We start from the raw sequence: 22,040 nt of genomic DNA, 5'->3' as shown, positions 1-22,040 counted from the left end.
CCGAATTAAATTCATGCCGCCGGTGAGCCGCCTTCTTGTTCTTTTGAGCGGTGTCACCGACGGCATGCTGGAGAGTTGCTTCTAACCGTTCGTGCCCACCCCTGCGGAGCGCGGACGGACGCGGAACACTATTTCTCAGCAACTCTACCAGCGAGAGCCATCACATAGTCATCGGCAATATCGGCCAAGGTCAAAGCGACCTCGGGCTCGTTCCAGCCGGCAGCGAGCGCCATTTGAACAAAGTCACGAAAGGCCACTTCAAGGACCTCTTCGCGCTCGACCGCGCGATATGAGTCATTGACGGGATGCTGAGGCTTGCTGATCTCTATTGTCTGGCGAGTAGATACCATTGCTGTTTTCCCTATGACTTGCCCCGTTGGACGCACAGTACATTCACCAAACACTAGGGCTTCGGTCTCCGAACGACTATTGTTCTTCTTTTTTAATGGGTTACGCACCATATGTCGTTAGACGTGCATCCGGAAACTTGCAGCAGCGTCCATTTTCGCAATTGCTGAAGTGCGGTTTCGGGCCGACATGGGGATTGGTGGGAAGACGTGCCCCCCTCGCTTGCGCGTGCTCTCCGGGCGCGCCCGCCTTGAGGCATAGAAATCCGCGGTCTAGTGATAGTAGCCGAGGGTTTTCAGCCATTCGTCGAAGGAGTGGCTGCTGCCGGAGGATGCCGGTGAGATGACCTGCCCGAGATAGCGCGGGATGGTAAGGTTTCTGGCTTCACGGGGACTATAGCCGAACTCCTTGCCGAAGGCTCGGCTGAAGTGCGCCGCCGAGGAAAAGCCGACTGCAAAGGCAATGTCGACGATCTGTTCCCGATTGGCGGGATCGCTGAGGGCGGCATGAGCCGACAGGAGGCGACGGCGCTGAATATAGTGATGCACGCCGCCATATTGTTCGAATATCTGATAGAGCCTGGTACGGGATATGCCGAGCTCCCGGCATATGTGCTCGACCGTCAGGTCGCCCGAAATGAGATTGCCTTCCACGAACCGCCGCACGCGTTCCGTCAGGGCGAGAGTGCTATGCTGTTCCGTGCCGGTCGATTGCGCCGCCGAGGTCGAAACGGAAGCCACAATCATATTGCGCACCGTCTGGACGACATGCGGCAGATCGGTGGCTGCAAAGCGCGCGAGATTGTTTTCGACGCTGTCGAGGAATTCGATCAACATGCTGGTGAACACGCCGGAGAGCGCAATATTGTTCTCAATCTCGACCGGTGTGGGAACGTCGAACAGCAATGCCCTCGGCAGGAAGAGCGAGAGGCCCTTCGCCTCCGTCGAGCGCCCTCGAAAAGGGTGTCCCAGCGATCGCAGTTCCACCTTGCCCGGCTCGCCTTCCAGAACACGGCCATCGACTTCCGTCCAGGTCCGGCCACTGGTCGGCACTGAGACATGCCAGTGATCGATGTGATTGGTTTTCACCTTCGCCTGCGAGCGCATGTAGCTATGGGGCGGCGTATCCTGTTGAACGATGAGCATTCCGCCAAGATTCCACGCGACATGATCTGCGGGAAAGCCGGCTTCCGGTGGGATATTATCCGGCAATCGCACATCGGCCACGGGAGCGACATAAGCTTGCCAGGCGGCAAATTGCGCGGCCGGCTCGATGTCGCGCGTCGAAAACTTCAGCGGCTGCAACGCTGGAGGCGGCAGGGCTTCCTCCGTCGCCGCCTTCTCCGGTCGCGGGAAGCGCCGCCGTTCTGATTGTAACGACTTCCTGTCCTTGCGCCATGACGATTCCTTCGCCTCGTCTGACGCAGATCCGGATCGTTCCTCGCGCCGAAAATCAGACAATCCGTTCTCCTCGAACACGGCTCAACCCGGAAGTGAGCGCCGCGCCGCTCCATCCATCATCCAAGCAGACGGTTGTCTCCGCTTTGAGCCGCCTTCTTCAGCGAGCTGGTATGCTGCTGTAATTCCTGCCGTATTCCCAGCTCTTTCACCATACTAAAGCTTTCATTTGCTGCGCATTTTAGAAAAAGCAAGTGTTGCGGGTCGCCAAACCTATATTCCCGCTGCAATTGCCGCAAAATATGGCGCTGGCTGAGCCGATTTGTCTCGTGCAGGCACATCTGCCACGTCAAAAGCGAAAATTCGCTCCATGGATATGCCCTGCAAAACCGCTGCGAAACTATTCCGCTTTTGCCTCGCCGCCTTGGCACCGCCTGGCCGCCATCGTAATTTCCGAACATTTTGACAGCGAGGTCTTGCAACCGACCAATTCCATTTTCGCAGACCCTATACGTAGTTTGCAGTTGCCCATTCCGCCAAGCTTGCCTAGGCAGATATCAACTGCAATTTTTGGAATGAGACATGACCGAATCCTCGATAATCCCCGTCTTCGATGGCCATAACGACGTGCTGCTCCGGCTGCGCCGCGGTGGCTTGAATTCCGTCGATGCTTTCCTGAATGGCGAAGCTGCCGGACATATCGATCTACCTCGGGCTCGCCGTGGCGGCCTCGCGGGCGGCCTCTGCGCCATATTTATCCCCTCGCCGGATCAGCCGAAGGCGGAAAATGCCGATTTCGCAACACCTACTCAGCCCGACGCACTGAATGAAACTCTGGCCATGGCGCGGCTTCTCCTTGCGATTGAAGCGCGCTCCCAGGGAGCCGTGAAGGTCTGCCGCACGGCCGGTGATATCAAGCGGTCGATTGCCGAAGGCCAGTTCGCTGCCGTATTCCACATCGAAGGTGCGGAAGCGGTCGCGGCCGATCTCGATGCTCTCTACGTTCTGCATCAAGCCGGCCTGCGCACGCTCGGGCCGGTCTGGAGCCGCCCCAATGTCTTTGCCTATGGTGTGCCTTTCCGGTTTCCTTCGTCGCCCGATATCGGCCCAGGGCTTACCGATGCCGGCAAGGATCTGATCCGCGCCTGCAACGATCTCAGGATCATGATCGATCTCTCGCATATGAACGAGCAGGGATTCTGGGATATCGCCAAGTTGTCGAATGCGCCGCTGGTCGCCTCGCATTCCAATGCGCATGCCATCAGCCCTCACAGCCGCAATCTGACCGACAAGCAGCTCGACGCGATCCGCGATACCGGCGGCCTGGTCGGCATCAATTTCGGCGTGCTCTTCCTGCGGGATGATGGTGTCAGGAACACCGATACGCCGCTCGAAGTCCTCGTTCGCCACGTCGCTTACATTGCTGAGCGTATCGGCGTTGAGCATGTCGCGCTCGGCTCCGATTTCGACGGCACGACCATTCCAGCGGTGCTCGGCGATGCGAGCGGCTTGCCGAAGCTGATCGAAGCCCTGCGCGCGCACGGGTTCGATGATCAGTCGCTTGTCAAGATCGCCCATCAGAACTGGGTCCGTGTCCTCGAACAGACCTGGGGCGGCTGAGACGCCCTCTCGTTTCTGTTCGGGGGCAGATGACCCGCTCGACTATCGCTCCACGAGATTGATCGACAGCGGATGCATGGGCCGCAGCGTAACCTTCATGACCGGTTTGGGCGAAGGCTCAGTCGAGCCGGTTACGCGGAATTTCTGCAGGAGTACGGCGAGGATCGCGACGGCCTCCATCATCGCAAAGCCATTGCCGATGCAGACGCGCGGACCGGCGCCGAATGGCATGAAGGCGTAGCGATGGCGGTTTCGCGCCACCGCCGGCTCAAATCGGTCGGGATCAAAAAGCTCCGGGTCTTCCCAAAGATCCGCATGATGATGCACGGCGTAGATCGGTACATAGATAATGGTGCCTGCCGGTATCATGTGCGTGCCGATGGCAAATTCGCTAGTTACCGCGCGCGAAATGATTGGCGCCGGCGGATAGAGCCGCATGGCTTCCGAAAAGACCTGCCTGGTGTAGGTGAGCTTGCTGAGATGTTCGGCCGTCAGCGGGCCGCCCTCGGTCACGGTGGCAATTTCTTTGAAGAGCTTGGCCTGGCAATCGGGATGGCGCGCAAGAAGATGGAAGGTCCAGGCAAGACCGAGCGCCGTCGTCTCGTGCCCGGCGGTGATGAAGGTCATCAGATTGTCGATGACCTCTTCATCGGTCATCATGCGACCGGTTTCGGGGTCGGCTGCGTCAAGCAGCATGGAAACCAGATCGCTCCGTTCCCCGCCGCTGCGGCGTCGTTCGGCAATCACCGTGCCGAGGGTCGTTCGCAGGAAGGCAACGGCCGATCGCGCCTTCTCCTTGCCGGGATGGGGCATCCAGTCGGGCAAGCCAAGAAGGCCGAGCGCGAATTTCCAGCCGGTCGGCTTGAGGTAGTTCGTGATATTGCGCTCGACCTTGTCGACATCGATGCCTTCGCCGCCCGACATCATCGTATCGACGATAATATCGAAGGTGGTGCGCATCATTTCCTGACACAGGTCGATAGGGCTGTTCTTACGGGCGAGCCAGAGATCACGCCTGCGCCCGGCCGCCGCAATCATGGCTGGCTGCAGTTCCAGCAGTTTTTCATGGCGAAAGGCGCCGGCCACCGACTGTCGCTGCCATTTCCAATGGGCGCCATCGGAGGTCAGAATGCCGTTGCCGAGAGCCGGGCCCAGCACGCGGCGCACATCTTCGCCTTTGCCGAGCGCGTGGGAATTGCGCACCAGCGCCTGATAGATGAGCTCAGGATCGGCGAGATAGATCCGCAGTTTTCCACCCACCTTGGTGAAGACCATGGGCTCGGTGAAGATTTCCGGCGGCAGCGCGTCGAGCGGATTGCGGATCAGCGATAGGAGGACATGCGGCATCGAGCGCGGGATGAGGGGAAATGTCGTCTGCGAGAGATCGGCAGCGTTCACGCGTGCATTCATCCTTCAGTCTCCTTGTTCAGCCCGGCGGATGGCTGTAGATCAGGATTAAGGTATTTGCCTTACAAAGAATAAGGTGGATACCTTAGAGCTTCAAGGGGGGACGAGATGACGGCCAGCAAAGGTGGGAAGAAGGACGTGGCTGCGCGGCCGGATACACGTGAGCGGATTCTCGTCTCGACACTGTCGCTCTTTAATCAGAAAGGGCCCGAAGCCGTCACTACGGCGGAAATTGCGAAGGCCGTGCACATCAACCAGGGCAATCTCTATTATCATTTCCGCACCAAGGAATCGCTTGTCCTGGCCTTGTTTTCTCGCTTCGAAGCCGATGCTTTGGCGCTCGTCAGGCAAGCCGATTGTGTAGAAGGTGCGGATTCGAAAGCCTATGCCGGCTTTCTGCGCAAATGGTTCTCGCTGGTCTGGACCCATCGTTTCCTCTTTCGCGACATTCCCGGCCTGTTGGCAATCGCGCCCGGCTTGAGAGGGCCGATCCTGATGGTCAGCGCCGGCATGCGTGTTTCCGTTGATGCCATTTTTCAACGCATGGAAGAGGCTGGTCTGATCAGCGCCGCCGCGGAGGAGCGCAATGCATTGATGACAAATATGCGGATCGTTGCCACCTATTGGGCCGTCTATCTCGGCCTTCAGGAGGGCGTGCGGGAATTGACGCCTCAGCATGTGCATTGGGGGCTCGGTCAGGTCGCGAGCTTGTTGCGACCCTATCTTTCGCCACAGGCACGGGCCGATCTCGAGGAGATGCTTGCGGAACCCTTCGCCTGAGGCTTTTACGCCGGGTAAGTCCTTGCCGCCATCCCCTCGGCAAACGAACAAAGAATCTCCGAAGCCAGCCAAAATCGGATGATTTAATCTACTAAAAACATAGAGTTTATATATAATAATTGCATGCGTCGCAGGGTCATCTATCCGTCAGACGACGCTTCCGATGGATCGTGAGGATCGCAACGATGAGATTATTCACACGGCTTGCCCTGTCGGCCGTTGCCCCGCTTCTTCTGGCACAGACGGCCCTGGCTGCCGGTGTGAACGGTGCGCCCGCGCCTTTCGACAAGGGTGGCGTGAAAGTTGCTCTGGTCAGCTACATTTCCGCCGGCGATTTCTTCCAGGCCTATCAGGCGGGTGCCGAAGCGCAGGCCAAGGCGCTCGATATCGATCTTCGCGTTTTTCCCGGGCGCCAGGACGCAGCCGCCCAGCGTGAACAGATCCTTCAGGCGATCAATCTCGGCGTTTCCGCCATCGTCATCGATCACGGTCTGCCGGAATCGCTTGGCGACGTCGTTCAGCAGGCGCTCGACAAGGGCATCAAGGTCGTTGCCTTTGACGTCAATCTCAACAATCCTAGGATTCCACAGGTCGAGCAGAGCGATCACGAACTTGCCGATCTCGCCCTGAAGCAGGTGGTCAAGGAAAATGGCGACAGTTTCAAGGCGGGCTATGTCTATGTCGCCGGCTTTGCTCCGCTCGACCGTCGCAATGAGGTCTGGGATGCTTTCAAAAAGCAGAATGCCGGTGTCGTCGAAAAGGCTCGCTTCGGTAACGTCAGCGATACGACCGCGACCTCGACTGCCGATCAGGCAAAGGCGGCGCTGGCGGCCAATCCCGATATATCAGTCGTCTTCGCACCCTATGACGAGTTTGCCCGCGGCGTGAAGCTTGCTGCCACGGATCTCGGCATTGCCGACAAACTGAAGATCTACTCGGCCGACGTATCGACGGCCGACATTCAGGAAATCACCGAACCGGGCAGCCCATGGGTGGCAACGGTCGCGACCAATCCGGCCGTCGTCGGCGCCGTTTCCATCCGTGCCGCCGCCTTGCAGGTCGCGGGGCAGGAGGTTCCGCATCAGATTTCCGTCAAGCCGGCGCTGCTGACGCAGGAAGCACTTCGCGCCGCCAACGTCCAGACGATCGAGGAACTGGCCAAGAAAGTTCCCGCCTTCAGCGCCAGCGATGCAGTGACCGCCAGCTGGATCCCGGACAAGCTTTTTTAAACAGCCATTCTCGATATGTTGGCGGGATTTGCGATCCCGCGGGATTACGCTACTGAACCGGAGTTCATATCATGAGCCAGTCCAATGTCATCTTTGCGGGCAATCGTAGTGTCACGCGGGAAGATCTCTTTGCCAGAGCGGAAGAGATTGCAGCCGATCTTTCCAAGCGCGCCGCAGAGCTTGACCGCGAAGGCCGGCCGCCAATTGGCGAGATCGTCAAGCTGAAAAATGCCGGCTTGCTGAACGCGCTGCATGGGTCGCAGATCGGCGGCGGCGGCCTCGATTGGGTGGATGGTTTGCGGCTGGTGCGCATTCTCGCACGCGGTGAGAGCTCCATCGGCCAGCTTCTCGGCTATCACTACGTCAACAGCCAGTACATCTATTGGGCCTTTGACGAGGCCCGCGCCCAGGAGCTGGGCGGCAAGACGGTCGCCAATAGCCTTTACTGGGGTGCAGCAGTCAATCCACGCGATCCCGGCCTCGTGCTGACGCGCCGCGGCAACGGCTATGTCCTGAACGGCCGCAAATCCTTTTCCACGGCCGCGCATGTTTCCGATTACGTCAACGCCAATGCCGCGCTCGATGACCGGATCGTCGGCTTTGCCGTCCCGACCAATCGGGCCGGTTACAAAGCCAATGATGACTGGGACAATTTCGGCCAGCGACTGTCGGATAGCGGCAGTGTCGAGTTCCACGATTTTCCCGTCTACGAAGAGGACCTGGACAAGGTGGCATCGACCGGTGGCGAAGCGCCGGTGCTTGCGACCTTCAACACGCCGCTCATCCAGCTGGTCTTCGTCAATTTCTATCTGGGCACGGCGGAGGGTGCGCTACGCGAGGCTGTCGATTATGTCCGTACGACGACGCGGCCCTGGATTACTTCCGGCGTCGAGCGGGCATCGGACGACCCATATATTCTGGAGCGTGTCGGTGAATTTACCGCAGCCCTCAAGGCATCCGCCGCTCTGGCCGACAGCGCTGCTGTGACGGTTCAGGAAGCTCTTGCTAGAGGACATAAGGCAACGGCGCGCGAGCGCGGTGAAGCAGCGGCCGAAGCCTATGCGGCGAAGGTGCACGCGACCCACGTTGCCCTCGATATCACCTCACGCGTCTTCGAGCTGACCGGCGCGCGCTCGACTGCCGAGAAATATCGCTTCGATCGCTTCTGGCGCAATGTGCGGACGCACACCTTGCACGATCCGGTCTTTTACAAGGCCAAGGAGGTCGGCGAGTTCGTGCTCAATGACCGGATTCCAGAGGTCAGCCTCTACAGCTAAACGTCGGGGCGGGGGACGTGGCGAAGTCTAAAATATGGATCGGCTCGTAATCCGAGTTGATGGTGACTTCACTTGTACACAAGATTGGTCAGCGTGATTGGTATCTGGAGTGGTGTGGACCAGTGTTGGAACACGCCACAGCTTCAAGCAGGCTCACCCGATTGTGGCCTCCCGCAATTCTGGACGATCGATGTTCTGATACCCGGCTCACAAATCCTGTGCTCAACTCACTATTCTGTGGAGGGCTGCCGCCGCGCGCCGCAATGCGCACATGTTCCTCGCTAGGATCTCGTCACTCACGAATCGCTCCAATGTCCGTTTCCAAAGGGACAGGCGATTGCGGTTGAGAATGAAATTGATCCAATGGAGTCCTTCATGGCTGACACGCGCGCACCGCTTTCCGGGGTGATACCGAAGATTTCCGTCGTCGGTGTCGGCGGTGGCGGCGGCAACGCGATCAACAATATGATCGCGCAACAACTTCAGGGCGTTGAATTTATAGCGGCAAATACGGATGCACAGGCGCTTGCGACGTCCAAAGCGAACAGGCGCATTCAACTTGGCGCACAAGTGACGGAAGGTCTCGGTGCAGGCTCCCTGCCGGACATCGGACGAGCCGCCGCCGAGGAATCTATCGATGAGATCATGGATCATCTCCACGGCACGCATATGTGCTTCGTGACGGCCGGAATGGGTGGCGGCACCGGCACGGGTGCTGCTCCGATCATCGCTCGGGCTGCGCGGCAGGCGGGCATCCTTACTGTCGGAGTCGTCACCAAGCCCTTCACGTTCGAAGGCAACCGGCGCATGCGCACGGCCAACGAGGGCATCGAGCGGCTGCGCGAAAGTGCCGACACCGTCATCGTCATTCCCAATCAGAATTTGTTTCGCATTGCGGATGCCACGACGACGTTCGAAAATGCCTTTGTGACTGCGGACCGGGTCCTGTATGCGGGCGTCAGCTGCATCACGGATCTGATCATCAAGGAAGGTCTCATCAACCTCGATTTCGCCGATGTCAAATCGGTGATGCGGGGAATGGGGCGTGCGATGATGGGAACGGGCGAGGCGTCAGGGCCGGGCCGCGCGCTGAAAGCGGCAGATGCCGCCGTCTCCAATCCGCTTCTCGACGATATGAGCATGAAGGGCGCGCGGGGCGTGCTGATCTCCATTTCCGGCGGGACGGACATGACGCTATTCGAGGTCGATGAGGCGGCCAGCCGCATCCGCGACGAAGTCTTTGCCGATGCCGATATCGTCGTCGGTGCGATCTTCGACAAGACTCTCGACGGTGTGTTCAGGGTATCGGTCGTTGCAACCGGTCTGGAAAGCCTTGCGGCGTCTGCCGATCAGTCCATGGAACTCCATATGGATCGGCACTAGCTGGCCTCGGCGTGGCGCTCCTGATTTACGCCTTTGTTTGTATGAAAGCCCCGGCGTCTGCGACGGGGCTCTCGTCTATCCGTCAAAGCGCGCCATTCTTCGGCGGAATGACATCGTTCAGGTGATAATTGCCGACAACGTGATATTTCCACCGAACGGGGTCGTGAAGCGTATGCGTGCGGGCATTGCGCCAGTGACGGTCGAGATTGAGATCGAGCTTCACGGAGGCCGTTCCAGCAAGCTCGAATAGCGTGTTCGTCGCTTCCATCGCGATTTCCGTCGTTAGTACCTTGGCTGCAGCAACGGCCAGCGTCGCCTCGACTACCCGCTTCTCCGTCGTCTCGACCTGAGCGGCATCGACCTTGCGGCCGGCGCGTTCGATGGTCGCAGCCGCCGCTTCAAGCCGGATGGCGATCTGGCCGATCTTGGCGATCGTTAGCGGATCGTCGCTGGCGCGGTCGACGCCGCTATCCATCCAGGGGCGTGACTTGGTTTTCACGAAATCGAGCGTTTCCGCGAAAGCGGCCCGGGCAATGCCGAGATCGACGCCGGCATGGATGATCTGGCCGACGGAACCGATCGTCGTCGGCCGCTCGAAGCCCTTATGATGCAGGACGACATGGTCGGCATTCACATAGACATTGTTGAGCGCCGTCGTGCCGCTGCCTGTCGTACGTTGTCCGAAGCCATCCCAATCGTCGATGATTTCGACGCCTTCCGTACCCTTCGGCACGAAAGCCATGACCAGCTTGTCAGCGTCATCCAGCGCGAAGACGGTGATCCAATCAGCAAAGAGAACGCCCGTCGAATAGAACTTGCGGCCATTGATGCGATAGCCGGGGCCATCGCGGGTAATGCGGGTATTATAGTGCCCGACCGTTTTCGTGCCCCGCTCGGACAAGGCATTGCCGAATCGGTCGCCGGCCAATGCGCGGCTGAAGAAGAAGCGTTTCTGATCTTCGGAGCCATCGACGCGCAGAGCCTCAAGGATATAGAAATGGTTCTGCGGGATCTGTCCGATCGAGCCATCCGCCTCAGCCAGGATCGCCGTGATCTCGGCCAGCGCCGCATTCGAAACATCGAGACCGCCATATTCCTCGGGGACGGTGATCGCCAGCAGTCCGGATTGTGCCAGGGCATCCATCTCGGCAAAGGGGAGCAGCCTCTCGCTGTCGCGCTCCGAGGCGCTGGTGGCAAAGCGTGCTGCAAGCTCCTGCGCGACGGCCAGCGCTTGTTGCTCGGTCTCCAGTACGGTGGCCTCCGGATGCGTGGCGTTGATATGGTGCAATTGCGCGTTCATGGGCGGGCTCCGATTTCATTGGGCGCCACGATGCCGCATTCAAAGCCGGGCTTCGAGAAAAGGCATTTCATTTTTGGCGATGCGGTCGCGTCTTCATTCCTTTCTCTATAGAATTAATAGTCAATTGCCGCCTGGAGCTGTACCGGTGCTTATGAATATTGATCCTACGCCGATTAGCGGCGTCCGGTTCGCCAATCTTCAAAGCGTGCATGTGCCAGCGCAAGCGAAGCAATGATCGGCGTGAAGCCATGAAATGGCAGAGCGCGGCCGGATTGCAGCGGAATCGGCAGGGATTCCGCCGTTTCGCCGAGCGCCAGTCTCGCCAGTGTTCGACCGAGTTGTGCCGTCATGGCGATGCCGCGGCCGTTGCAGCCGATCCCTCCGAAGAAGCCGTCGCCGAAACGATAGAGACGCGGCAGGAAATCCGGGGTCATGATCGCCGTTCCGGTCCAGACGAGCTCCACACCCGGATGATGCGGCAAGCGGAGTTCGGATGTGAGCCGGTCGACGACGGCGCGGCCGACGCGCTCGAAGGCGCCGACCGGATTGATCGCCATACCGCCGCTGATCAGCCTGTTGTCGCGATCGAGCCGGTAGGTGAAGAGGTTGAAGCGCGTATCGCCGACAGGCCGGCGATTTGGGGCGATCCGCGCAACGGTTTCGGCATCGATCGGCTTCGTCGCCACTTGATACACCTTTAACGGCACGCCCGTTCGGCCCATGCGGGAAGCTATGCCGCTCGTGAAGGCGTTGGTGGCGAGGATGACTACCTCCGTTTCGATTTCACGGTCCACGAGGTTAACGCGCCAGGTGCCGGCATGTCGCTCAACGTGCTCGACCACGCTGTTTTCGCGGATCGTAGCGCCGTGCCGCTTGAGCGTCCTTGCGAGCCCGTAGAGATAATTCAGCGGGTGGATCGTGCCGCCGGAGTGATCGATCAATCCTCCGGAATAGATCGCCATACCGGTCTCGTTGCGGATGGCGCCGGCATCGAGAAATTCGACTGGACGACCAAGCTCTGTCCAGTCCTTCGCCCTTTGGCGCAGGATCGCAGCCATGTCGTCGCCATAAGCGGGCTGCAGCCAACCGGTCTGCGCGGCATCGCATGCAATCTGCTCCTCCGCGATCGTCGCAAACACCTCGTCGGCCCCCGCACCGACGAGCGACAAAAGCGCATCCGCCTTGTCGCGCGGCAGCTTCTGACGGACGGTCGCCGGATCGGCCTTGGCAAAATTCGGAACGACGAAGCCGGCATTCATGCCGCTGGCTCCCGCACCCAGCCGCCCGGCCTCAAGAACGGTCACGGAGCGGCCGGCGCGGGCAAGATGAAGCGCTGCGGTCAGGCCGGTGAAGCCACCGCCGATTACAACGACGTCTGAGCGGGAAGGCAGGTTGTCGGAAAGTTCAGGGGCAGGGCCGGCTGTCAGCGTCCACAGGGTCGGATTGGTAGGGCGAGTGGCACTGCTGGGCATCAGCGGAGGGTCTCTCAATAACTACGCCAGATAGCTGTCACCATGGATCAGCCGCTGAAAGGATTGCGCCAGGATGATTTCAAGCGAGGCGCGCCGATGGGAGCGCCTCGCCTTTTTGCAAAATGGAGTGTCGCCTACTTGATTTTATCCTTCAGGGCTGAAACGTCTTCCATCTTCAGCTCGCCGTCGGTGACGACCTTGCCGTCGGCGATCTTCCAGAGTCGGAAGGGGCCGGTGATGTCGCCATATTGATCGAAGGAGACCGGGCCGATGACGCCTTCGTAACGGATCGGCTTGCCTTCCTTGATGAGGCCGAGCGCCTTGGCGAACTCTTCCTTACCGGCATAGATCGGCGTGCCCTTGGGATCGACGACTTTATAGATGTCATCCTTGAGCTTGGATGTGTCGTCGCCGGCGATAGCCAGCGCGAGACCGACGATCGCGCCGGCGTCATAGGCGCGGTCAGCGGCCGGGTTGGTCGGCTCGATCCCCGAGAAATCCTTGTAGTTCTTGTTGAAATAGTCGGTCGAGGGCGTCGGCGTCGTGCCCGAGGAGGTGCCATAGGCGTCCTTCAGATAGTCGGCGCCGACGGAATCGATAAAGTCCGGGCTGTTCATGCCGTCATTGAGCAGGAACTTCTGCGGGCCGCCTTGTGAGATCCATGTGCGGGCAATCGTCGCACCGTCGACCGGCGTACTGACGAGGTAGAGGCCATCCGGATTGCCGCCCATGCCGGCGGTGACTTCGGAAGCATAGCTGGACTGCTTTTCATTGTAGGGCGTCGTCGAAACGATCGTGCCGCCGAGCGCCTTATAGGCTTTCGAGAATTCGGCGACCATGTTGACGCCGAAATCATTGTTGACGTGAATGATCGCGAGCTTTTTGAAGCCTTTATCGATCGCATATTTGGCAGCGGCAATGCCCTGCAGCGAATCCGAGGTAATGGTGCGGAAGAAGATGCCGTTGGTCTTGCCGTCGCGGCCGAGCGCCGTCAGCGTCGGCGAGGAGGCAGCGGGCGATACCTGCACGATCTTCGCGGGTGCGGTGACCGACGTCAGGATCGGGATCGTCACCGAAGAAATAATGCCGCCGATAATGGCCGGTACCTTCTTGACCTGCACGAGCTGGGTCGCAGCATCCACTGCGACATTGCCCTGGCTCTGGCTGTCGCGTGTATCCGTCACAAGATCGCAGCCATGGGCGCCACCGGCGGCGTTGATATCGCGGAAGGCCATCTCGACGGACTTCGCGCCCGCCTGGCCATATTCGCCGGCCGGGCCGGTCAGTTCCATCACGAGGCCGACCGTGACCTTGCAGTCCGCGGCATTGGCGGCGCCGGCTGCAGTCAGAAGGGCGAGAGCCGTGGTGATTTGAAATATCGTCTTCTTCATCTTTGTTCCCCTTGTTCGGTCAACGATTTTCATTTCCGTTTTTTGAACCTGTCAGGTCTCCGGCATCTGCAGCCAGGTTTCATGCAGATGCTGCCATTCGACGCCGTTGGGTGCCGATGAACTTGCAGTGAAAAGGGCGCTCGCCTGACGCCGGCTATATTTGCCCGCCCGCGTCTGCGCTTCGACATAAGTCAGGACGATCGTATCCGTAGTTTCGTAGCTCGCGCGGATATCCGAGATCTCAATGGTGAAATTGCCTTGAAACGTCGCCCGGTTTGCCCGGATGAGCTCGATGGTTTCAGCGCGGTCGAAGATAGGGCCGCCCGGCGGGATCATATGGAAAGCCTGGCCGAAGGTGCGTTCGCAGCGGCCGAAATCCGTATGATCGGCAGTCGCGGCGTCGTACCAGGCTTCGAAGAAGCGATGGAAATCGATGACTTCGGCGCTGGCTTTGCGGAAGAGAAGCGATTGCTGGCTCATACCTTCCCCGCATTGAGGTTGTAATGCATGATCGAGCCGTGCCTGCCGGTACGGTCGCGCTCCAGCGTATAGACATCGCCATCGAGACCAGGGCTTTGGGCGATGATGTCGGTAATCTGGCGGCGGTCTTCGTCCGAAAGGGCAATGTCCATGATCCTGGCATTGGCGAGCGCATGCGCCTGATTGCGGGCGCCGACGATGACAGCGGCCACCTGCGGCTGCTCCAGCACCCAGGCGCTGGCGATCGTGGCGATATCGACGCCATGACGATCGCCGATAGCTTTCAGCGTGCCGAGCAGTGATTGAAACAGCTCCCAGCCGCCAAAGTCATCGATGATCAGCTTGTATTTGACGAGCGAGCGGTTCTCGAGCGGCATTTCCGGTTCCGGCTCCCCTAGCCATTTGTCGCTCAGGAAGCCGCCGGCCACTGAGCCGTAGCAGAGGAACTTCACGTCGTTCTCCGCCGCCAGCTTGGCGAGGCTACGCGATGGCCGCTGATCGAGAACGGAATATTGCAATTGCTGGCTGACGAGTGGAATGCCGGCTTTCAGAATCTCGGCAATATGAGGCGTATCGAAATTGGTCGTGCCGACATTACGCACCTTGCCTTCGCGGCGCATCTCGTCCAGCCAGCTCAGGGCTTCCAGATAGCCGGGCAGTGAGTAGTCCCACCAGTGAAACTGTACCAGGTCAAGCTGTTCGGTCTTCAGTTTGCGCAGCGATTTGTCGACGATGCCGCGAATATAGTCGCGGCTGATGGTTGCGAGCTTTTCCAGATCGGGAACCAGCTTCGTGTGGACCTTCATCGCGCTTGAGGCTTCCGTGCCGCGCTCGTTGCGAAGCCGTTCGCGCGCCTCGCCTATCAGTTCCTCGACGCCCGTATAGATGTCGGCGCAATCATAGGTGCGGATGCCGACGTCGAAGGCGGCGATCAGGTCGGTCACGGCCTGGGCGCGATCGATTTGGCCGTGCCCGCCGGCAAGCTGCCAGCCGCCGCGGATGACGCGGGAGATCTCGTATCCGGGGCTGAGCTCAAAAGTCTTGGCGGTCATGCAATTCATTCTCCTTCGGGCAACGGCACGGCCGTTGTTTCGGCATGGCTGAACCGCCGTTTGTCCGTTCTGACGATCCGCAGCCGGCTCGCGCAGTTGGGGTCCGGGCAGGCGATTTCCGCGTCCGAGGTCATCCAGTCGTTCTTGTGGGTTGGTCGCTGCTTGGCCGCCAGCAGCGGCAGGACGGCCGATATGGAGTAGATCGAAAAGCCCTGGCCCGCAGGGAGGGACAGCATCTCGCCCTTGAGTTCGAAATAGTCGCCCGGCTTGGCGCCGCAATAGATCGGCTTACCCTCGGGAATGACCGCTTCCACTCTAAGGTCGAAGAGCTCGAAACTGTCGTCGCTTTCAGCCGTCATCTCAGATCTCCACGCGTTCGAAGGTGACGTCGCAGGCGCCTTTGCGGCGGATGACGCCGCAGGCCGCTGCGAAGTGTTCGCGCTCCTCTGGGCGCACTTGCCCGACGACGCTGCCGGCAAGCCAGCCGATCGGGAAGAGCAGGCGAGCGCCCTGCCCATAGAACAGGCCGATATCGAAGATTGCATCTGGATTGCCGCCCCACATACGCGGCGGCACATAGCTGAGCACAATATCGCCTGGCTGCGGCGTCAGTGTCGCGTTCTCGGCGGGTAGGGCGTTCGCATAGGAAGCACCCTTCAGATGCGCCGGCGGGATGGGGCACGAGATTTCCGGCCCGGTCCACATGGCATGAATGCCGCCAACCACGCGCGGCTCATTCAGATAGGTCCAGAGAAAGGCGGCATTGTCGGGCGCCTTGGCTTCCAGCAGAGGCGCAAAGACACTGAGGCCGGAGTTGGGTTCGGAGATCTTGATGGCGCGTTGGCTCATGCGGATTGGCCCCTTTTTACTTCGGCTTCCAGTTTGCTGCGCAGGAAGGTGAACGGTCGGCTGATGTCCGCCACCAGCGCATCGCGCGCTTCCCTGGCGTTCTGCGCGGCGATCGCCTTGACGATCGTACGGTGATAATGAGCGGTATCGACCTCGCCGGCGTCCGAGAAAGCATAAATCGCGACGCGGATACAGGGGCCTGATTGCAGCCAAAGGCTTTCGATCATCGGGATCAGTACGGCGGAACCGCAGGCGCGATAGATCTCAAAGTGAAAGGCCTGATTGAGCGTCACCTCGCGGTCGACATCCTTCTTGTGCTTCAGCGCGCGCATCTCGTCCCATTCGCCGAGCATACTCTCGATGGTCGTAATCTGCCGCGGCGTCATGCGGGTCGCGGCAAGCGCGATCGCCTCGCCCTCGATCAGGATGCGAGCGCGCAGAAGATCGTCCATACGCTCTAGCGTGATCGGCGGCACCCGAACGGATCGATTGGGGAGGGCCTCCAGCGCTTTCTCGGTAATCAGCCGACCGAGCGCCTCGCGGACGGGCATGGTGCTGGTCATCAATGCGTCGGCAAGACCGCGGATCGTCAGCACCTGGCTCGGCTCGAAAAGCCCGCCGATCAGCGCCCGGCGCAGCTCCAGATAGACCCGGTCCTGAACGGTTTCTCGCCCCACTGGCGCAAGCTGTGCGGCAATCGGATCGCTCTTGTCGGCGGTGGCCTTTTGCATTCGAAATCCTTTTTTCGGCTTGCGAAGAGGATTAAAGCTGATTAGCGTGATCAATGCAAGTGTGATCACAAATCAAATAATCAGGGAAGCGGCAATGTCCGTTTTCCGGCCAGAGGGATCCCATGAGTACGACAACTGAACGGCATGGGGAGGAAGCCCGGCCCGTTCTGACGGCCAGAAACGTGGTGCGGCGTTTCGGCGGCCTCGTGGCCGTCAACGATGTTTCCTTCCATGTGCGCCAGGGCGAGATCCTCGGCTTGATCGGTCCGAACGGCGCCGGCAAGACGACGATGTTCGACCTTCTGGCCGGTAGCGTCGCGCCGAGCAGCGGCGAAATCGTCTTGAATGGCACCGCAGTCGCAGGCGAGGCTGCCCATCTGCGGATCGCACGCGGTCTTGGACGCACATTCCAGATCCCGCGGCCGTTTCCCAATCTGACGCTTCTCGACAACGTGATGCTGGCAGCTCAAGGTCAGACAGGAGAGCGCCTGCTATCGAATTTCCTGCGGCCCCGGAAAGTCGCCGCTGAGGAGAAGGCGGCCCATGCAAAAGCGATGGAGTTGCTTGACCTCGTTCACCTGACGCGTCTGGCGCATGAACCGGCGCGCATTCTGTCGGGCGGTCAACGCAAGCTTCTGGAGCTTGCCCGCGTCATGATGGCCGATCCTGCCCTCATCCTGCTCGATGAGCCTGCCGCCGGCGTCAACGCTACTCTTCTGGAGACGATCATCGACCGTATCCGTGATATCAACCAGCGCGGTGTCACCTTTCTTCTGATTGAGCACAATATCGATATGGTCACCCGCCTGTGTCACCGCGTGCTTGTGATGGCAAGTGGACAGCTTCTTTGCGAGGGCACACCGGAAGAGGTCGCCCGCGATCCGCGCGTCATCGAGGCCTATCTGGGAGGCGCGGCATGAGCGAACCGGTCTTGAGTGTTCGCAATCTCGTTGCCGGCTACGAGCCGGGTGTTCCGATCGTGCGCGGCGCCTCGATTACGGTGAAGGAGAAGGAAATCGTCGTTGTGCTCGGCCCCAACGGCGCCGGCAAGTCGAGCTTCATCAAGGCGATTGCCGGTCTCGTTCCGGTCGAAAGCGGCACGGTGGAACTGGGCGGCAGGGATATAACGAGTACGCCCGCGCACACGATGGTGCGGCTCGGCCTTGCCTTCGTGCCGCAGACGGAGAATGTCTTTCCGCTGATGTCCGTCGAAGACAATCTGAAGGTTGCCGGCGGCATCCTGAAGCCGAAGGACGTGCCCGTTCGCATCGAAGAAATGTATGCGACCTTTCCGGATCTTGCCCGTCATCGCCGCATCGCGGCCGGCAATCTCTCGGGAGGGCAGCGGCAGATGCTGGCCGTCGCCCGAGCTCTTATCGTTCACCCGAAGCTTCTCGTGCTCGATGAGCCCTCGGCGGGCCTCTCGCCGAAGTTCGTCTCGATGGTCTTCGACATGCTGAGCGAAATCCGCAAATCCGGCGTCACCATTCTCCTGGTCGAGCAGAATGCCAAGGCGGCGCTTGCGATTGGCGATCGTGCCTATGTTCTCGTCGAGGGCAAAGACAGGCATGAAGGCGTTGCATCGGAGCTTTGGAGCGATCCTGTCGTAGCCGAACTCTATCTCGGGCAGCGACCCGCAACTTCGGCAAGGGGAGGTGCGGCATGAACCTGCAATTCATCATCGATGGCTTGCTCACAGGCTCGATGATCGGCCTAGGCGCGATAGGTGTGACGCTCACCTATTCGATCCTGCGTTTCTCGAACTTCGCCCACGGCGATTTCATGGCCTGGGGCACCTATGCGACGCTTGCTGTCGTTAGCGCCATCGGCGCAATCTTCGGCAAGGTCGCTCCCATCGGCCCGCTTTCCTTCGGCTGGCCGCTGATCGTGGCGGTGATCCTGGCGATGGGCTTTACCGGCGCCCTTGCCCTCGCGCTCGACAAGGTGCTGTTTGCCAGGTTAAGGACCAAGGGTCAGTCGATCATCGTCGTCATGGCGAGCTTCGGTGCCTCCATGGCGCTGCGCAGCCTGCTCGAATTTCTCTTCACGTCGCGCCCGGCCTATTTCAGCCGCGCCATTCAGATCGCCATGCCGATCGGTTTCGGCATCCGCATCACGCCTGATCAGATCGCCCTTTTGATTGTGACGGCGCTTCTGGTCTTCGGCGTTCATATGCTGATGACGAGGACGCAGACAGGGCGCTCCATGCAGGCGCTGAGCCAAAATCCGGCGCTTGCCCGGGTCGTCGGCATTGATGTCGCCAAGGTCGTGCGCGTCACCTGGCTGATCGGCGGCGGGCTGGCCTGTGTCGCCGGCGTGATGATCGGCATTCTCGTGCAGATCCGCCCGCTGATGGGCTTCGACATGCTGCTGCCGATGTTTGCCGCCGCCATTCTCGGCGGTATCGGGAGCGTTCCGGGCGCGGTTTTGGGTGGCCTGATTATCGGCCTTGCCGAAGCGGCCGCGGTTCAGCTTATCGGTGCGGAATGGCGTGCCGCCATTTCCTTCATCATCCTGATGGCGGTGCTGTTCATCCGGCCGATCGGCCTTTTCGGAGTGAGGGAGCGATGATGGACATTATTGGCTACGGCGCTTTCTTCCTGACCACAGCGTTGATCTTCTCCTTCATCACCCTCGGCCTGAACCTGCAATGGGGCCTGACCGGCCTCTTCAATGTTGGGCTCGCCGGCTTCGTAGCGATCGGCGCCTATACTTCGGCCCTGCTGACGACGCCGGATACGGCCGGGCGGTTCGGCGGATTCGATCTGCCGATTCTCGTCGGCTGGCTCGGCGCGATGATTGTCGCCGGTCTTGCCGCCGCCATCATCGGCGTGGCGACGCTCCGGCTGAAATCCGATTATCTGGCGATCACCACCTTCGGCGTGGCCGTCGTCGTCCAGCTCGTGGCGCTGAATGCGCAGAAACTGACCGGTGGCCCCTTTGGCATCGGCTTTATTCCCCGCCCATTTTCCAGCCTCGCCGAAACGCCGCTTCTTTTCAATCTGGCCAATCTCGGCATCGTGGTCGTCGCATTGCTGATCGTTTATTTTGCGCTGGAGCATCTGGCGAAAAGCCCCTGGGGACGCGTCCTCAAGGCGTTGCGTGAGGACGAACGCGCCGCCGTTTCTCTCGGCAAGAGCGCTCGCTTCTATCGCGTACAGGCCTTTGCCGTCGGCGGTGCGATCATGGGACTGGCCGGCGCCATACAGGCACATTTCATCGGTTTTATCGCGCCGGACAATTATCTTCCGATCCTGACCTTTCAGGTCTGGGTCATGCTGATCGTCGGCGGCTCTGGCAGCAACAAGGGTGCCATCGTCGGCAGCGTTCTGGTCTGGGCTATCTGGGCCGGTTCCGGTGCGCTGACGAGCATCCTCTTTTCGCCGGAGCAGCAGGCTCGTGCGGCATCGCTGCAGATCGTGGCGATAGGCGTCATGCTCTGCATCATCCTGCTGGTGCGTCCCGGCGGCCTCTTTGGCGACATGCCGCGGCGGCGATCGGTGATCGCGCCGCAACGAAAACCGGCCGAGGACGAGAGCAGCGCCGCCTCATAGCCTAGCGTCTTAGGGAGCAGGAGCGTTGCTCCAGCTTTAGGCTACGCAGTCGCAAGGCGTGTTGCCCCTAACCTTTAACGGCGCCTGCCGTCATCGAGCCCGAAAGCTGGCGATACATCACGAGGCCGAGCAAGGCTGGCGGCAAGGCGCCGAGGATCATGACGGCGGATGCCAGCCCCCATTGAACGCCGCCGCCGCTGGCCGCGAAGAAGAAGGAGGAGCCGACCGTCATCGGCACGGCGCGGTTGGTCGTCAGCATCAGCCCGAAGAGGAATTCGTTCCAGGCAGTGATGAAGCCGAAGATGAAGGTGGTGACGAGCGCGGGGCGGATCACCGGACGAATGATCCTGATCATGATCTGGAAGACTGTGGCTCCGTCGACCGTCGCGGCCTCGTCGAGCTCTATCGGTATGTCGGATATGGCATTGACCAGCATGACCAGCGCCAGCGGGATATTGACGATCGTCAGAATAAGTCCGAGACCGATCCTGGTGTCGAGCAGGCCAAGCCACTGATACATCATGTAAAGCGGGATCGCGAAAACGACGAGCGGCACGGCGCGAAGGTTGATAACGAGCGGAAGCAGGAGCCTTTGTCCGGTCTCGCTACGGGCGATCACGTAAGCCGCCGGGAAGGTAAGGACGATCGCCAGCAGGGTGCCGATGAGCGCTGCCGCGGCGCTGTTTGCGAGATAAAGGAAAATGTTGAAGCGCTCGGTGTCCGTCAATACCTTGACGTAGTTGTCGAACGTCGGCTGTTCGATCCACAGGCCGGGATTATTGGAGATCTCGCGTGTGGTCTTGAACGAAGTAATGAGGGTGACAAGGATCGGAAAATTCATCGCGAAGACCACGATACCATAAACGATCCAACGTAGGAGTTTCAGCATCTCATCTCTTCCTTCGCGCACCGAGCCAGTTCAGGCCATAGAGAACCAGCAATGAAGTGATGAACAGGACGACGGATGCCGCCACCGCCTTGCCGATGGCGCCTTCCTTGAAGAAGGCCTGATAGATGTAGATCGACAGCGACGTTGTCGATCCACCGGCTCCGCTGCCGGTCAGGGCGTAGACATTGTCGAACACGCGGAAGCCGTCGATGAAGCGGATGAACAAGGCGACGGTCAGCGTCGGCAGCATCAGGGGCAGTTCGATACGCCAAAGCCGCTGCAGACCAGTCGCGCCATCGAGCGCTGCGGCCTCGCGCACATCTTCGGGAATGGCGATGTAGGCGACGTAGAAGAGCAGAAAGGCGAATGGTGTCCATTGCAGCACTTCGACGACGACAAGCGTGCGGAACGCGTTCTGATAGTCGAGGAAAGCCGGGCTGTCGCCGAACCATTCGAAAAGATAATAGGGCACAGGTCCGGCAAATTCATGCAGCACGAGGCGGTACATCAGGCCGACCATGGCGGGTGCGACCATCAGCGGCAGCATCAGCGGAGCCATCAGAACAGGCCGTGCCGATAGAAGCGGCTTCAGAAAGATCGCCAGGAAAAGGCCGAGCAGGCATTCCGAGATAGCCGTGATGATGCCAAAGCGGAAGGAGAACCAGACGGATTGCCAGAATGCGGTTTCCGTCAGCACTGTGACGTAATTGCCGAGGCCGCTGATCCGTGGGCTGCGCAACGTCTCGAACGAAACGGCCGAAACGGAATAGAGAAGATTGAGAAGAGCCGGGAAGCCGAGGAACAGCAGCAGAAACCCGACCAACGGTGCCAGGTAGAGCCTGCCTTCGGCGCGTTTTACAAGAGCCATGGGTTTCAGCCGC

At 60.0% G+C, this 22,040-nt stretch carries 23 protein-coding genes; 9 read left to right on the top strand and 14 right to left on the bottom strand.

The window, feature by feature from the left end:
• Positions 1-128 precede the first annotated feature (128 nt).
• From I8E17_RS24350 to I8E17_RS24340, 3 genes are all read right to left on the bottom strand, one after another.
• Positions 129-350, bottom strand: a complete 222-nt coding sequence (locus I8E17_RS24350) for a hypothetical protein (protein WP_069609932.1) — start codon at positions 348-350, stop codon at positions 129-131.
• 270 nt (positions 351-620) lie between these two features.
• Positions 621-1,667: a helix-turn-helix domain-containing protein gene (locus I8E17_RS24345; protein ID WP_229002192.1), complete on the bottom strand. Its 1,047-nt coding sequence runs from the start codon at positions 1,665-1,667 to the stop codon at positions 621-623.
• Positions 1,668-1,864: 197 nt separating this feature from the next.
• The gene (locus I8E17_RS24340; protein WP_069609930.1) at positions 1,865-2,227 is read right to left on the bottom strand and encodes a hypothetical protein; all 363 of its coding nucleotides are present in this window, start codon (positions 2,225-2,227) and stop codon (positions 1,865-1,867) included.
• Positions 2,228-2,327: 100 nt separating this feature from the next.
• Between I8E17_RS24340 and I8E17_RS24335 the strand changes: the two genes are divergently transcribed.
• Positions 2,328-3,365, top strand: a complete 1,038-nt coding sequence (locus I8E17_RS24335) for a dipeptidase (protein ID WP_069609929.1) — start codon at positions 2,328-2,330, stop codon at positions 3,363-3,365.
• Between the two features lie 42 nt (positions 3,366-3,407).
• On the opposite strand, the gene I8E17_RS24330 is transcribed toward I8E17_RS24335, so the two are convergent.
• Entirely contained in the window at positions 3,408-4,712 is a 1,305-nt protein-coding gene (locus tag I8E17_RS24330; RefSeq protein ID WP_229002191.1) for a cytochrome P450, read from the bottom strand.
• Positions 4,713-4,880: 168 nt separating this feature from the next.
• On the opposite strand from I8E17_RS24330, the gene I8E17_RS24325 reads away from it, so the two are divergent.
• The 4 genes from I8E17_RS24325 to ftsZ all read left to right on the top strand — a co-directional run bounded on the left by I8E17_RS24325 (position 4,881) and on the right by ftsZ (position 9,441).
• A complete protein-coding gene (locus I8E17_RS24325; protein WP_083258001.1) occupies positions 4,881-5,552 on the top strand; it encodes a TetR/AcrR family transcriptional regulator in 672 nt (223 codons plus the stop codon).
• A gap of 185 nt (positions 5,553-5,737) precedes the next feature.
• Positions 5,738-6,781 (top strand): substrate-binding domain-containing protein, encoded by a 1,044-nt coding sequence (locus I8E17_RS24320; protein WP_069609927.1) that lies wholly within the window; start codon positions 5,738-5,740, stop codon positions 6,779-6,781.
• Positions 6,782-6,852: 71 nt separating this feature from the next.
• Complete coding sequence (locus tag I8E17_RS24315) at positions 6,853-8,058, top strand: acyl-CoA dehydrogenase family protein (protein ID WP_069609926.1); 1,206 nt, start codon at positions 6,853-6,855, stop codon at positions 8,056-8,058.
• A 375-nt stretch (positions 8,059-8,433) separates the two neighbouring features.
• The gene (gene ftsZ / locus I8E17_RS24310; protein WP_069610419.1) at positions 8,434-9,441 is read left to right on the top strand and encodes a cell division protein FtsZ; all 1,008 of its coding nucleotides are present in this window, start codon (positions 8,434-8,436) and stop codon (positions 9,439-9,441) included.
• Positions 9,442-9,523: 82 nt separating this feature from the next.
• Here the strand turns inward: ftsZ and I8E17_RS24305 are convergent, their stop codons facing one another.
• The 8 genes from I8E17_RS24305 to I8E17_RS24270 all read right to left on the bottom strand — a co-directional run bounded on the left by I8E17_RS24305 (position 9,524) and on the right by I8E17_RS24270 (position 16,716).
• Positions 9,524-10,741, bottom strand: coding sequence for an SfnB family sulfur acquisition oxidoreductase (locus I8E17_RS24305; RefSeq protein ID WP_069609925.1), 1,218 nt, complete (start codon positions 10,739-10,741; stop codon positions 9,524-9,526).
• 173 nt (positions 10,742-10,914) lie between these two features.
• Entirely contained in the window at positions 10,915-12,213 is a 1,299-nt protein-coding gene (locus I8E17_RS24300; RefSeq protein WP_069609924.1) for an FAD-dependent oxidoreductase, read from the bottom strand.
• A 134-nt stretch (positions 12,214-12,347) separates the two neighbouring features.
• Entirely contained in the window at positions 12,348-13,604 is a 1,257-nt protein-coding gene (locus tag I8E17_RS24295) for an ABC transporter substrate-binding protein (RefSeq protein WP_069609923.1), read from the bottom strand.
• 51 nt (positions 13,605-13,655) lie between these two features.
• On the bottom strand, positions 13,656-14,084 hold the full coding sequence (locus tag I8E17_RS24290) for a DUF4440 domain-containing protein (protein ID WP_069609922.1): 429 nt from the start codon (positions 14,082-14,084) through the stop codon (positions 13,656-13,658).
• Positions 14,081-15,136, bottom strand: coding sequence for an aldo/keto reductase (locus I8E17_RS24285; protein WP_069609921.1), 1,056 nt, complete (start codon positions 15,134-15,136; stop codon positions 14,081-14,083). Before I8E17_RS24285 ends, I8E17_RS24290 begins: the two co-directional genes overlap by 4 nt.
• A gap of 5 nt (positions 15,137-15,141) precedes the next feature.
• Entirely contained in the window at positions 15,142-15,495 is a 354-nt protein-coding gene (locus I8E17_RS24280) for a TIGR04076 family protein (RefSeq protein ID WP_069609920.1), read from the bottom strand.
• A 1-nt stretch (position 15,496) separates the two neighbouring features.
• Complete coding sequence (locus I8E17_RS24275) at positions 15,497-15,985, bottom strand: DUF3830 family protein (RefSeq protein ID WP_069609919.1); 489 nt, start codon at positions 15,983-15,985, stop codon at positions 15,497-15,499.
• Positions 15,982-16,716 carry a GntR family transcriptional regulator gene (locus tag I8E17_RS24270; protein ID WP_112721941.1) on the bottom strand — a complete coding sequence of 245 codons (735 nt, stop codon included), beginning with the start codon at positions 16,714-16,716 and terminating at the stop codon, positions 15,982-15,984. The genes I8E17_RS24275 and I8E17_RS24270 overlap by 4 nt, the downstream gene beginning before the upstream one ends.
• Positions 16,717-16,838: 122 nt before the next feature.
• Between I8E17_RS24270 and I8E17_RS24265 the strand changes: the two genes are divergently transcribed.
• The 4 genes from I8E17_RS24265 to I8E17_RS24250 are packed head-to-tail and all read left to right on the top strand — an operon-like array spanning position 16,839 to position 20,270.
• Positions 16,839-17,636 carry an ABC transporter ATP-binding protein gene (locus I8E17_RS24265; protein ID WP_069609918.1) on the top strand — a complete coding sequence of 266 codons (798 nt, stop codon included), beginning with the start codon at positions 16,839-16,841 and terminating at the stop codon, positions 17,634-17,636.
• The gene (locus tag I8E17_RS24260; RefSeq protein ID WP_069609917.1) at positions 17,633-18,382 is read left to right on the top strand and encodes an ABC transporter ATP-binding protein; all 750 of its coding nucleotides are present in this window, start codon (positions 17,633-17,635) and stop codon (positions 18,380-18,382) included. The genes I8E17_RS24265 and I8E17_RS24260 overlap by 4 nt, the downstream gene beginning before the upstream one ends.
• Positions 18,379-19,287: a branched-chain amino acid ABC transporter permease gene (locus tag I8E17_RS24255; RefSeq protein WP_069609916.1), complete on the top strand. Its 909-nt coding sequence runs from the start codon at positions 18,379-18,381 to the stop codon at positions 19,285-19,287. Before I8E17_RS24260 ends, I8E17_RS24255 begins: the two co-directional genes overlap by 4 nt.
• Entirely contained in the window at positions 19,284-20,270 is a 987-nt protein-coding gene (locus I8E17_RS24250; RefSeq protein ID WP_069609915.1) for a branched-chain amino acid ABC transporter permease, read from the top strand. Before I8E17_RS24255 ends, I8E17_RS24250 begins: the two co-directional genes overlap by 4 nt.
• Before the next feature lie 67 nt (positions 20,271-20,337).
• On the opposite strand, the gene I8E17_RS24245 is transcribed toward I8E17_RS24250, so the two are convergent.
• Both I8E17_RS24245 and I8E17_RS24240 read right to left on the bottom strand, forming a co-directional pair.
• Positions 20,338-21,159: a carbohydrate ABC transporter permease gene (locus tag I8E17_RS24245; protein WP_069609914.1), complete on the bottom strand. Its 822-nt coding sequence runs from the start codon at positions 21,157-21,159 to the stop codon at positions 20,338-20,340.
• A 1-nt stretch (position 21,160) separates the two neighbouring features.
• Positions 21,161-22,027 (bottom strand): sugar ABC transporter permease, encoded by an 867-nt coding sequence (locus tag I8E17_RS24240; protein ID WP_069610417.1) that lies wholly within the window; start codon positions 22,025-22,027, stop codon positions 21,161-21,163.
• Positions 22,028-22,040: the final 13 nt, after the last annotated feature.

Origin of the sequence: Rhizobium sp. AB2/73 (assembly GCF_020871915.1) — a bacterium.
GTDB lineage: Bacteria > Pseudomonadota > Alphaproteobacteria > Rhizobiales > Rhizobiaceae > Rhizobium > Rhizobium dioscoreae.
Note: the sequence above shows the minus strand (reverse complement) of the source record. Positions and strands in the feature narration are given on the sequence as shown.